This window comes from Marinobacter sp. SBS5 (assembly GCF_048285575.1).
GTDB lineage: Bacteria > Pseudomonadota > Gammaproteobacteria > Pseudomonadales > Oleiphilaceae > Marinobacter.
The window spans coordinates 1-11,783 of the sequence record NZ_JBLWAZ010000002.1; the positions used below are offsets into that span (position 1 = coordinate 1).

Annotated in this window: 10 protein-coding genes; 9 read left to right on the forward strand and 1 reads right to left on the reverse strand. The window is 52.0% G+C overall.

All coding sequences use genetic code 11. The annotated features are described in order from the left end of the window. Positions 1 to 260: 260 nt before the first annotated feature. The 5 genes from ACNQ6O_RS05620 (at position 261) to ACNQ6O_RS05640 (ending at position 5,540) form a co-directional block, all read left to right on the forward strand. The gene (locus ACNQ6O_RS05620; RefSeq protein ID WP_418052278.1) at positions 261 to 1,976 is read left to right on the forward strand and encodes a putative bifunctional diguanylate cyclase/phosphodiesterase; all 1,716 of its coding nucleotides are present in this window, start codon (positions 261 to 263) and stop codon (positions 1,974 to 1,976) included. Positions 1,977 to 2,151: 175 nt separating this feature from the next. Then, positions 2,152 to 2,907 (forward strand): amino acid ABC transporter substrate-binding protein, encoded by a 756-nt coding sequence (locus ACNQ6O_RS05625; protein ID WP_418052279.1) that lies wholly within the window; start codon positions 2,152 to 2,154, stop codon positions 2,905 to 2,907. Between the two features lie 25 nt (positions 2,908 to 2,932). Continuing rightward, complete coding sequence (locus ACNQ6O_RS05630) at positions 2,933 to 3,607, forward strand: amino acid ABC transporter permease (RefSeq protein ID WP_418052280.1); 675 nt, start codon at positions 2,933 to 2,935, stop codon at positions 3,605 to 3,607. Next, positions 3,604 to 4,365 (forward strand): amino acid ABC transporter ATP-binding protein, encoded by a 762-nt coding sequence (locus ACNQ6O_RS05635; protein ID WP_418052281.1) that lies wholly within the window; start codon positions 3,604 to 3,606, stop codon positions 4,363 to 4,365. The genes ACNQ6O_RS05630 and ACNQ6O_RS05635 overlap by 4 nt, the downstream gene beginning before the upstream one ends. 215 nt (positions 4,366 to 4,580) lie before the next feature. Then, positions 4,581 to 5,540 (forward strand): quinone oxidoreductase family protein, encoded by a 960-nt coding sequence (locus tag ACNQ6O_RS05640; protein WP_418052282.1) that lies wholly within the window; start codon positions 4,581 to 4,583, stop codon positions 5,538 to 5,540. A 103-nt stretch (positions 5,541 to 5,643) separates the two neighbouring features. Here ACNQ6O_RS05640 and ACNQ6O_RS05645 read toward each other — a convergent pair whose 3' ends face one another. Beyond that, on the reverse strand, positions 5,644 to 6,504 hold the full coding sequence (locus ACNQ6O_RS05645) for a fatty acid desaturase family protein (protein ID WP_418052283.1): 861 nt from the start codon (positions 6,502 to 6,504) through the stop codon (positions 5,644 to 5,646). A 350-nt stretch (positions 6,505 to 6,854) separates the two neighbouring features. On the opposite strand from ACNQ6O_RS05645, the gene ACNQ6O_RS05650 reads away from it, so the two are divergent. The 4 genes from ACNQ6O_RS05650 to ACNQ6O_RS05665 are packed head-to-tail and all read left to right on the forward strand — an operon-like array spanning position 6,855 to position 11,746. Then, on the forward strand, positions 6,855 to 8,957 hold the full coding sequence (locus ACNQ6O_RS05650; protein WP_418052284.1) for an acetate--CoA ligase family protein: 2,103 nt from the start codon (positions 6,855 to 6,857) through the stop codon (positions 8,955 to 8,957). Next, a complete protein-coding gene (locus tag ACNQ6O_RS05655; RefSeq protein WP_418052285.1) occupies positions 8,957 to 9,739 on the forward strand; it encodes an enoyl-CoA hydratase-related protein in 783 nt (260 codons plus the stop codon). Before ACNQ6O_RS05650 ends, ACNQ6O_RS05655 begins: the two co-directional genes overlap by 1 nt. Before the next feature lie 39 nt (positions 9,740 to 9,778). After that, entirely contained in the window at positions 9,779 to 10,561 is a 783-nt protein-coding gene (locus ACNQ6O_RS05660; protein ID WP_418052286.1) for an enoyl-CoA hydratase-related protein, read from the forward strand. A gap of 24 nt (positions 10,562 to 10,585) precedes the next feature. After that, the gene (locus tag ACNQ6O_RS05665) at positions 10,586 to 11,746 is read left to right on the forward strand and encodes an acyl-CoA dehydrogenase family protein (protein WP_418052287.1); all 1,161 of its coding nucleotides are present in this window, start codon (positions 10,586 to 10,588) and stop codon (positions 11,744 to 11,746) included. Positions 11,747 to 11,783: the final 37 nt, after the last annotated feature.

The following is an 11,783-nucleotide window of genomic DNA, read 5'->3' on the forward strand; positions in this document are numbered from 1 at the left end:
CTTTTTAAAGAGCGTTTGAGCGTCTCGTTGCTCAACAGTGGGGCGAATTCTACAGCGTTCTCGAAACCTGTCAACAGGTATTATCGAAAGTTTTTCATTTATCTCGGTTTCCCGCAACTCACTGATCCCACTTCGATTATTTAATGCCCAGGGCGAGCAAAAAACAACCAAAAACTACGAGCACTACCCTGAGGAAGATGGTGTTACGTCCATTCAGATGATACGTTGCTAATACAAATATAACCATCTACCGTGAACTCATGCCAACGACTCCTATCGACGCCGATCGCCCTGAGCATATTAGCACCCCGGGCAACTATATAGATGCACAACGCTATCAGTCGCTGCTCTCTCTTCACCCGGATTCAGTCTTTGAACTCGACCGGGATGGCTGCTTCATCGAGGTCAATCATAATTTCGAACACCTTTTCGGCACTACAAAAGCCAGTATTATAGGGCTGGACTTTGAAGAGCTGGTCGGCCCCGAGCACACTGACGACACCCGTGATTCCCTTCGGCTAGCACTACAAGGGACGTCAGCCCGAATTGAAATAGACAATTCGACAGAACTCGGTCGTGAATCTCTGATCGAGATCACTCTCATTCCTTCCATTGTTGATCATCACGTTGCTAGCGTTTATGGCATCGCGAAAGACCTATCCAGTCAGACCATAAACGCTCTAACACTGCGCAATGTGGATAGCCTAACAGGCCTACCGAATCGTTTGGCATTTGAAAAGCGGATTAGTGAAACCGAACAGAGTGATCAACAGCTCTCTGCAGTTTTGATTATCAACCTCGACGATTTCAGCTCCGTGAACAGGCATCTTGGCCACAATATAGGAGACCGTTTACTTCAGGCAGCAGCAAATCGCTTAAAGGAAGGGGTCCAGTACGGTGATTTTTTGGCGCGCTGTGCCGGAGACGAATTTGGCGTGCTATTACCGAACATTACTAATGAAGAGATCGCACTACAAATTGCAGAAGGCTATTTGTATCTGCTCTCCTGCCCTTTTGTTATCGATCAACACGTACTCCAGGTAACCGCCAGCATCGGCATCGCCTTTCGTCATACAGCGCCCCCCTCTAGCGCAACACTGATTCAGCGCGCCTGTATAGCGGTAACAGATGCCAAAACACAAGGGCGAAACACCTGGGGCTGGTATTCTGATGATTCAAATTCAGTCGTGCTAGAGCATGTTTCGCTTCGCCGTGATCTTGCGGATGCCATTGACGATAATGGACTTGTGCTCCACTACCAACCACTGGTCAATGCGCAAACCGGAGAAATAAAGTCACTGGAAGCGCTCGTCAGATGGCAGCACCCCAGTCGCGGACTGATGTCACCACAAGAATTTATTTCGCTTGCCGAAAAGACAGGACAAATCATTGATATCGAACGTTGGGTGCTTCGTCGAGCATGCAAAGATATCCGAAACTTAAATTCCGGCCGCAAACATCCCTTATCCATTGCAGTTAATATTTCCCCTGCACACTTCGGGCGAAACGGGTTCATTGAAGAGATTAAACACATTCTTAACGTCAGTGGCCTCAGCTCTCAATACCTGGAGCTCGAGGTTACCGAAAGCTCTCTAATGTGCGACACCGACAAATCTGTCGAGCGACTCCGCAATCTTCGAGCCCTTGGTGTCAAGGTGGCGATCGATGATTTCGGCACGGGCTATTCAAACCTCGCATACCTGCACCGATTTCCCATCAACAAGATAAAGATAGATCAGACCTTTATCAGACATATCGACACCAGCAATGTAAATGCAGCGATCGTAGAAGGTGTTATCACCATGGCCCACCGATTGGAGCTGGAAGTCGTTGCCGAAGGCATCGAAACCGCGGAGCACCGCCAACACCTTCTGGGGCTTAATTGCGATACCTTGCAGGGCTACTTTTTTTCGAAAGCGCTCCCAGTCTCGCAAATTCGAGCGCTGCCAGCGCACCTGCCTGATAACATCAGATAATCACCACTGTAACGCATTCATTCTCCCCTCAATAGCAAGCGCAGTCTATCCTTCTATTGTTGGTCCGCCGAATCCCGGTGTACCAGCTATTACGTTGCTGTTAAAGTTCACCCCAATCGCTTCTGACAACCATTTGCGGGTAGAAAGCACTTGCATCAGGCCGCAAGGAGATTTTATGAAAACGCTATTGCCTAACATATTGCTAGCCATTTCATTACTCGCGAGCACCCCATTGCTAGCGCAAGACGGTCCCTTGAGAGTCGGAATGTCCGGTCAGTACTTCCCTTTCACGTTTGTCGAACAGGACGAGCTTAAAGGCTTTGAGGTTGATGTCATGAACGCCCTAGGCGAAGAGATGGGTCGAGAAATCCAATACGAAACGGCGAACTTCTCCGGCCTGTTTGGGATGCTTCAATCCGGGCGCATCGACACCGTTGCTAACCAGATCACCATCACAGAAGAAAGACAGAAGGCCTATGTCTTCAGCGACCCCTACGTTTATGACGGCGCACAGGTGGTCACCAAGAAAGGCAACGCTGAGGTTCAATCGGTTGAGGACCTTAAGGGGAAAACCGTTGCAGTGAACCTGGGCTCCAATTTTGAAGCCCTTCTTAAAGAACTGCCTTACGCCGACCAGATCAACATCAAAACCTATGAAAGCAACCTTGAACGAGATACGGCCTTGGGCCGTGTTGATGCTTTCGTGATGGATCGCGTGAGTGCCAGCCAGATTATTAAAGAGAAGCCCCTACCCCTCGAACTGGCAGGCCCCACATTCTCCCAAATCAAAAACGCCTACCCGTTCCACGGCAACGAAGCCGGGCGCGCACTGCGTGACGAAGTGAACAAAGCCATGGCTACCCTACGTGAAAACGGCACACTGGCTAACATTTCCGAAAAATGGTTCGGCACCGACATTACTCAGCCTTGAGGGGCTTATCGAGGACTGACTCATTATGGACGTGCTGAACGTCGAGTACATGCTAGGCTTGGTACCTGTTCTACTTAGGTACCTACCCCTCACTCTACAGCTGGCAGGCATCGGGATGGTGTTCGCGCTGATCCTCGCATGCCTGTTTGCCGTTGTCCGGGTACTGCGCATTCCAGTCCTTAATCAGCTAACGATCGTATTCATCTCCTTCTTCCGGGGCACACCGTTACTTGTGCAGCTGTTCCTGTTCTATTACGGGCTGCCACAACTGTTCAGCGCACTAACCGTAATCGATGGCATCACCGCCACCATCATGGGCCTGACCATGCACTTTGCGGCCTACATGGCCGAATCCATTCGAGCCGCTATCGTGGGAGTCGATCGCAGCCAAACCGAAGCCGCCTTATCCATCGGCATGACTAACGGTCAGCTGATGCGCAGAATCGTGCTACCCCAAGCTACCCGAGTGGCCCTGCCAACACTGATGAACTATTTCATCGACATGATCAAAGCCACATCTCTCGCTTTCACGCTAGGTGTTACCGAATTGATGGGAGCGACGCAAAAAGAGGCGGCCGGAAGCTTCCTCTACTTCGAGGCGTTCATTGTCGCCGCCATCATGTACTGGATCGTGGTTGAAATCCTGTCCAAGCTCCAAAACTATCTGGAAACACGCCTGAACAAGGCCTATAACCGATGATCAAACTAGCCTCACTGAGCAAACATTTTGGCGATACCGTAGTTCTCGACAAGATCGACCTAACCATCGAAAAAGGCGAGATTGTGGTCATCATCGGCCCCTCTGGAACCGGCAAGTCTACCCTACTTCGCTGCATCAATTTTCTTGAACAGCCCACCTCCGGAACCATCTCGGTTGCTGACCTCACGGTCGATGTCAAACGCGCCAGCCGGGCAGACATTCTCGCGATGCGAAGGCAAACCGCGTTCGTATTCCAAAACTATGCCTTGTTCGCCAACAAGACCGCACTGCAGAACATCGCAGAACGCCTGCTGGTGGTCGATAAGTGGCCTAAAGAAAAAGCGCATCGCAAAGCTCACGAAATTTTGAATAAGATCGGCTTGGGCGACAAGGCTGGTGCCTACCCAGCCTCCATGTCGGGTGGCCAGCAACAGCGAGTGGCCATTGGCCGTGCTATGGCTGCAGGCGCGGAAGTGATCCTGTTTGATGAGCCTACATCCTCTCTGGACCCCGAGTGGGTGGAGGAAGTACTGGGGTTAATGAAACAGCTCGCAGCGGAACGTCAGACCATGCTGGTGGTCACCCATGAGATGTCTTTTGCCCGGGACGTGGCGGACCGCGTTATTTTTGTGGAAGGCGGCCGCATTGTTGAGCAAGGGCCTCCCAGCGAGATTTTCCAGAACCCTAAAGATCCCCGCACCCAGGATTTTCTTAAGAAGATATTGGCTACCAATCCGGTAACACCGGAGCGCCCCTGAAAAACAGGCATGGATGCCTTCTTCCCTCAAATTATTCAGTTTTCCTGATCGTTCACATCGAATCGTTCCGCTATTCTCAACGAAACTTACTCACTATATTACTCGCCTCAAACAACGCCACTGACCAGATACAGCGGCACGATGATGAGCAAAGGCGATTCACCTAACATCGCGCCTACACGCTCTGCACTTACCGATACAGCCTGAGGTCCACCATGCAAGCACTACAGTTAACAGCAACCGGCACTCTCGATGCACTACAAATGCAAGATCTCCCGAAACCCGTGCCTAAGGACGGTGAAGTTCTGGTTGAAGTTCGGGCTACCGGAGTCAACCCGAGTGACATCAAGAATGTCCTCGGTCGATTCCCTTATACCAAACCACCGGTCATTCCAGGGCGTGACTTTGCCGGCGTTATAGTGGATGGGCCCGCCGAGCTCCAAGGAAAATCGGTTTGGGGTGGAACGGGTAAAGGCTTCGGTTTTTATCAAGATGGTTGCCATTCGCAGTATGTAGCAGTGCCGGCCAACGCTGTTGCCCTTATGCCAGAATCACTCACCTTTGCTCAAGCAGCAACGTTCGGTGTTCCTTTTATCACAGCATGGGACGCGCTCGAGCGTAGCCAAGTAAAAGCGGGCACACGGTTTTTAATTATTGGCGCAGGTGCAGTGGCCAAAGCAGCTCAATCATTAGCCAAAGCGAAAGGTGCTGAGGTTGTCGCCGCCGCACGGCGCCCCGAGGTTGTCGAGAACCTTAAAGCCGAAGGCATAAACGCCCTAACGCTGAAGGATAACGATCAACTGCCGGAACAGGCGAAAGAAAACTTTGGAGGGAATTTACCCGAAGTGATCTTCGATACCACAGGCTTCTGGTTAGCCGCGGCCGTTAACACCGTTGACACGTTCGGGCGAATTGCCGTTATTGCCGCACCGACAGATGGCATGGCTAGCCTGTCATCCCTCAACTTATACCGCCGGGGTGGCTCCATTGTTGGCATCAATTCATTGCTATACAGCGTGGAGGATTGCGCTCGGATGCTGGAGCAAATAGCTGAAGTGTTTGACGGCGACTTGCCGATTCCTGATCACTTTACAGAAATGCCGCTCTCAGAAGCCATCGCGGCCTACCGCAAAGTGAGCGAAGGTAGCTCTGAGAAAATCGTCCTGATTCCCTAAAACTGACCTCACCAGCATCCAACTCAAACTGGAGGTTCCGATACAATGGAACCTCCCGGATTCAACCTCTTTAGCTTCCGATCTACCCATGCCAAGTTGAGCATTATGACGATGCTCGAGCCTCCCGATAGGTCACCATTCGTTGCTTTTCTTCGTCCCAAAGGGCGTACCGGAAGCAATCTGCAATGTCCCTGGGTGCAAGCGTTGTGATCAAGGGTGATTGCAGCTCGGGAATGGCCGCCATCACTTCCGGCAGGCGGTAAAAAGGAATTCGTACGTTGAGATGGTGAATATGATGGTAGCCAATATTTCCGGTAAACCACTGCATAACCCGGTTCATCCGCAAACAACTCGAATGGCAGATCAGCGCTACCAGAGAATCGCTGTGTTTCGCGGGTGCCCGTAGCAGCGGTAAGAGCGTAATGTTCAAACCGAAGACTATCGGGTAGCTCAACAGCACCACCAGGGGGTGCCGCTGGGCTCGATAGGCAAAGCGTTGCCACCGGGTTGAGGACTGCCACACTTCGGTGGTCAAAAGCGGAAAAGCGCCCACACCGGCGTCTGAAATCTGACCCACGTGGCCGTGATGATAATTATGACTGGCTAGCCAGGATCGAGTCGGCGTCAGGGCAAAAGCCCCATAAGTATGAAAAAACCAATGAGCGGCCCGGGATTCCTTGAGAATGCCACCATGCAGGTAGTCATGGAAGGTGATGAACACCCGCACCATCAACAGGGCGCCCAGCACTGAAAACGCCAGTCGCAAAGGCCACCACGCGATGCCCCCCGCGGCTGTCAGGGTAGTAATCATCAACAAAAAAGCAGTTCCAACATGCCGCCAGCTCGTCGCCGAAGACTGTTCAACGTAGGGCGTGGTAGCCGCAAGCAGCGCCCGGTCTACCCGGATGCCTTCGCTGTGTTCCGGCAAGCTGGTGTCCAAGTCCTGAACATTACCCTGACCCATGCGCCACTCTCCCCTGCTTTTAAAAATATAGCTTTTGGCGGGACGTTTACAACAATTGCACGGCCTGGAATGAGCTTGGGAACACTAGAACTCCCAGTACAGGAGGGAGCATCTCCAAGTACTTCTAGATCAGCCCAAAACGGCGAATCTCTTCAAGGGCCAAGATCAACAATGTCGATTTATGGCCTTTTTCTGTCGATTTTTAGAAATTGGTCGTCTCACCTTGTGGGTAACACTAGGCCATGTACCAGGCAGATATCTCAAGGAGCAATTGAGCTCCAGAAGTTTCTACCTGAGTAATGGCGAAAATTAGCAAAAACAAAAACCCCAAGCCGGAGTGATGAATCCTCATGTTATCTGCACGTTTCTTACACCCAAAATCCATCGCTGTGTTTGGTGGGCGTGAAGCAAAAAAAGTTATTGAACAGTGCGAAGCCCTGGGGTTTACCGGAGAAATCTGGCCGGTTCACCCAAAGCATGCCGAAATTTCCGGGCGTAAAACATACCGCTCGGTTGCTGAGCTACCTAGCAGCCCGGACGCGGCTTATATCGCTGTTAATCGCAACCTGAGCATCCAGATTGTTGCGGAACTAGCAGCTCGGGATGCAGGTGGTGTGGTGTGCTACGCCACAGGGTTCTCTGAGTCTGGTGAGGATGGTAAGGAACTTGAGCAGCAACTTTTAAAGGCAGCCGGAAATATGCCGTTGCTCGGGCCTAACTGTTATGGGTTCCTGAACTATATTCAGGGAGCAATGATGTGGCCTGACCAACAAGGCGGTCGACAGGTAGATCGAGGCGTCGCTCTCATTACCATGTCGAGTAACATCGCCTTCAATCTCACAATGCAACGGCGCGGCCTGCCAATCTCTTACCTTGTGTCTCTGGGCAACCGCCTCAAGTTTGACCTCCAAGACGCGATCACCACCTTTGCCCAACAAGAAGAAGTCACTGCAATTGGCTTATACGTCGAGGGTATTACCGATCCTCGAGCATTCCAGGAAGCAGCTGAAGTAGCGCGTCAGTTTGGTAAGCCAATTGTCGCCCTGAAGTCCGGCCACTCAGAAGTAGCCAGCCAAGTTGTAATGTCGCACACCGCTGCGCTCAGTGGTTCCGACGAACTGATCGATGCCTTGTTCGAACGCTCAGGCGTAGCCAGGGTTAACTCTTTGGAGACACTAATTGAAACGTTGAAGCTGCTACATGTGCACGGCCCCCTTCGCGGCGCCCGTATTGGTGCAATGAGCACCTCCGGCGGAGACATGACAATCCTGGCAGATGCTATAAGCGAAACAGAGCTATCTCTGGCGCCCCTATCTGACAGCGGTGCGATAGCGCTGAAACAAGTAGTTCACGAGCGCATGGCGGTTGTCAACCCTCTGGATTACCAGTTGTTCGACTGGGGTAACCAAGAACGACTGCAGATCACCTATGAAGCGTTTATGAACGATGGCTTCGACCTGGCTATTAGCATGCTCGACCTTCCTCGCGAAGATCGATGCGATGCGTCTGACTGGCAAAGTGCCGAGCACGCTTTCATTGAAGCCAGCATTAGTACTCAGTACCCAACGGCAGTGATGTCAACTGTTTCAGACAACCTGCCTGAAGCGCTGGCACTTCGTTTGATGGAGAGAGGTATCGTCCCTCTAAACGGTATCCAGGCCGCGGTTCCGGCCATCGAGGCAGCAGCCCGCATCGGCCAACTCTGGGCACGCAATTCGACAACGGAACTAATACTGCAGAGTGTACCAACATGTTTTTCGGGTGAGCAGATTATTATTAATGAAGCGAGCGCAAAAACAGCGCTTGCCAAACACGGTTTGGCAGTCCCTCCCTCCCGCATTGTTAAAAGTGAAGAGGAAGGCATTGCAGCCGCTGAAGCACTTGGGTACCCAGTGGTGATTAAAGCTCTGGGCATCGCTCACAAAACCGATGTAGGCGGCGTTCGCCTCAATTTAACCAACCCACAGTCTGTTGCCGAAGCTGTGTCTGAAATGAGGCAGCTGGCTCAGGATGTTCTTGTCGAAAAGATGGTAACTGGCGCTGTCACCGAGTTGATCGTCGGAGTTAGCCGCGACGAGCAGTTCGGGTTGCATCTTGTGGTTGGTGCCGGTGGCATCATGGTAGAGCTACTTAAAGACAGTCGCCCGCTTTTATTACCGACCAGCCGATCTGAGATTGAGGCAGCCCTTCGCTCACTTAAGACCTCAAGCTTGTTGTTTGGCTTTCGCGGGCGAGAAGAAGCTGATCTTGACGCTGTCATTGATGCTGTTATGGCGATCGCTGCCTACGCCCAAGAACACGCTTCTTCGCTGATCGAATTAGACGTTAACCCATTAATGGTTCTACCTAAAGGCCAAGGCGTGGTGGCTGCCGATGCCTTAATTCGCAAGGCACCCGCACTCCCTCACGCAGAACAAGCCGTTCGTGAGACCGCCGATCAGGAGCCAGCGTGATGAGCAACTACCTGGAACTGGAACGTCGTGGGGCGGTGCTCGAAATCACGCTGAACCGTCCTAAAGCAAACACCATTGATATCCCGTTGAGCCAAGAACTGAGCCGGGTATTTGCTGAGTTTCGCGATGACCCCGAGCTTCGTGTTGCCATTATGACGGGGGCGGGAGATCGCTTCTATTCTGCGGGCTGGGACCTAAATGCAGTTGCTGATGGCGAGGAGTACATCGGTGAATTCGGCGAAGGCGGATTCGCCGGCTTCCCCGAATTGAAATCACTCAACAAGCCAGTGATATGTGCAGTCAATGGCATGGCCGTAGGTGCTGGTTTTGAAATGCTAACCCGTGCTGACTTTGTCGTTGCCGCCGAGCACACCGAGTTCTTGTTGCCAGAAGTGCGCATCGGAATTGCCCCGGACATCGGGACCTTTATGCTTCCCAAGCTGTTCACCCGCCAGCGCGCCATGGAGGTCCTAATGACTCGTCGACGCTATTCGGCCCAGCAGATGGCGAGCTGGGGCCTAGTAAACCAAGTGGTTCCTAGGTCAGAGCTTATGACGGCTGCTCGGGCACTGGCAGAGCGCTTGCTCACCTCCGCCCCACTGTCATTGGCAGCCATCAAAGAAACCGTTAACGAAACTGAAACCACTACATTTTCTGACTGCTACCAACGTTTGCGGAGCAATACCTGGCCAGCATTCAAGGCCATGCTGGAGAGCGACGACGCAATAGAAGGTGCCAGAGCATTTGGTGAGCGCCGCCCTCCTCGTTGGGCTCAAAAATAAACAACCAAGATCCACCCAGAACAATAAAGGAAGAGCGTAATGTCTGACTATTTACACGCTGTACATAATGGCGAAATTTTCGAAATCACTTTAGATAAGCCAAAAGGCAATGCCGTTAGCGCTGCCCTAAGCCGAGAGATGGGAAAACTGTTTGCCAAATTTCGAGACGATCCATCCCTACGCGTCGCAATACTGACGGGTGCGGGCGAGAAGTTCTTTTGCGGTGGCTGGGACCTGAATTCAGTAGCAGACGGTGAGGAGTATACCGGCGACTTCGGTGAAGGTGGCTTTGGCGGTTTCATCGAAATGCCAAAACTCTACAAACCCGTCATTTGTGCCGTTAACGGCTACGCGATCGGCGCGGGTTTCGAAATGCTGCTGCGCTCCGACTTTGTGATCGCTGCTGAAAACGCACAATTCTGGCTTCCAGAATCCCAGCTTGGCGTAGCGCCAGATGTAGCAACCTTCCTGCTACCGAAACTCTTGCCTCGTCAAAAGGCCATGGAAATTTTAATGACCGGCCGTCGATATACAGGCCACGAGCTGGCCGACCTGGGATTGGTAAACAATGTTGTGCCAGCGGGGCAAGCAATGGCCGCAGCACGAGATCTTGCAGAGGAACTCATCAAAGCCGCTCCGCTATCGCTGGCAGCCATAAAAGAAGCCGCTGAACTGACTGAGGGGCTTACATTCAGTGAAAGTTACGCCGCCCTTCGCTCGAAAGAGTGGCCGGCGTTTATGGCCATGCTTGAAAGCAGTGATGCGCAGGAAGGCGCCAAAGCTTTTCTCGAGGGACGCTCTCCAGAGTGGACCGGACAATAACAATATTCTAATCGGAGAAACGTTATGGATTTTCAACTGACTGAAGAACAGAACATGCTGGTGCAGACCGTATCCACGTTTGTGGAAAAAGAGCTGCTGCCTTATGAAAACGAAGTTGAGGAACGTGGCTTTGTAAGCCCTGAACTAGCAGCAACCATCCGATCCAAAGCCCTTGATGCAGGCCTTTACGCTTTCAACCTGCCTGAATCTGTTGGTGGGCTCGGAATTGATCACGTTAGCCAAGCACTTATTGAGCGGGAACTATCGAAAGTTTCGTGGGCGCTTCACGTAAACGTAGCTCGTCCAAGCAATATCTTGATGGCCTGTCGAGACGACCAAATCAATGATTACCTAATGCCATGCGTACGCGGCGAAAAATCGGACTGCTTTGCACTTACAGAGCCAGGCGCCGGTTCGGACGCTGCAGGCATCACCACTCGCGCACGAGAAGACGGTGATGAGTATGTTATTAACGGAAGCAAACACTTTATAAGCCACGCCGGTGAAGCTGACTTTGCCATTGTATTTGCGGTCACAGGGGTTGATAACTCCTCATCACGCCCACGTAATCAGGTGACGGCATTCCTAGTCGACAAAGGCACAGCTGGCTTTGAATGCCGCCGCGGCCCGATTTGCGTCAGCAACCGCGGTTACGAGCAATATGAGCTGTTCTTTGATGATTGCCGTGTACACAAGTCCAAGGTGCTGGGTGAAGTGGGCAAAGGCTGGGAAGTCGCCAACACTTGGCTGACAGCGGGACGCGTCATGGTGGCCGCAAACTGTGTGGGACAAGCGCAGCGTGCCATGGACATGGCCGTCCAGTGGGCAGCAGATCGCAAGCAATTCGGAAAAGCCATAGGAAGAAATCAGGGCGTTTCGTTCAAGCTTGCGGATATGGCAACAGAGATTCGCGCCGCAGAGCTGTTAACGCTTCATGCTGCCTGGAAGATGGACCAAGGTACTATGACCGATTCAGATGCAGGTATAGCAAAATTGTTCGCGAGTGAAATGCTTGGTCGAGTCACAGACGAAGCCGTGCAGATCTTCGGTGGCATGGGGCTGATGAATGAAACACCTGTAGAGCGATTGTGGCGAAACGCCCGCATTGAACGGATTTGGGAAGGCACTTCTGAGATTCAGCGCCACATTATTTCAAAAGACCTGCTGCGGAATCAGGCACAGTAAAAGATATTGCCCAAAAAGATCTTCCAACAATAAAACA

What these genes read in the sequence shown, in the direction of transcription:
- ACNQ6O_RS05620 (WP_418052278.1), top strand. Translation starts at nt 261, where the DNA reads ATGCCAACGACTCCTATCGACGCCGATCGCCCTGAGCATATTAGCACC.
- ACNQ6O_RS05625 (WP_418052279.1), top strand. Translation starts at nt 2,152, where the DNA reads ATGAAAACGCTATTGCCTAACATATTGCTAGCCATTTCATTACTCGCG.
- ACNQ6O_RS05630 (WP_418052280.1), top strand. Translation starts at nt 2,933, where the DNA reads ATGGACGTGCTGAACGTCGAGTACATGCTAGGCTTGGTACCTGTTCTA.
- ACNQ6O_RS05635 (WP_418052281.1), top strand. Translation starts at nt 3,604, where the DNA reads ATGATCAAACTAGCCTCACTGAGCAAACATTTTGGCGATACCGTAGTT.
- ACNQ6O_RS05640 (WP_418052282.1), top strand. Translation starts at nt 4,581, where the DNA reads ATGCAAGCACTACAGTTAACAGCAACCGGCACTCTCGATGCACTACAA.
- ACNQ6O_RS05645 (WP_418052283.1), bottom strand. Translation starts at nt 6,504, where the DNA reads ATGGGTCAGGGTAATGTTCAGGACTTGGACACCAGCTTGCCGGAACAC.
- ACNQ6O_RS05650 (WP_418052284.1), top strand. Translation starts at nt 6,855, where the DNA reads ATGTTATCTGCACGTTTCTTACACCCAAAATCCATCGCTGTGTTTGGT.
- ACNQ6O_RS05655 (WP_418052285.1), top strand. Translation starts at nt 8,957, where the DNA reads ATGAGCAACTACCTGGAACTGGAACGTCGTGGGGCGGTGCTCGAAATC.
- ACNQ6O_RS05660 (WP_418052286.1), top strand. Translation starts at nt 9,779, where the DNA reads ATGTCTGACTATTTACACGCTGTACATAATGGCGAAATTTTCGAAATC.
- ACNQ6O_RS05665 (WP_418052287.1), top strand. Translation starts at nt 10,586, where the DNA reads ATGGATTTTCAACTGACTGAAGAACAGAACATGCTGGTGCAGACCGTA.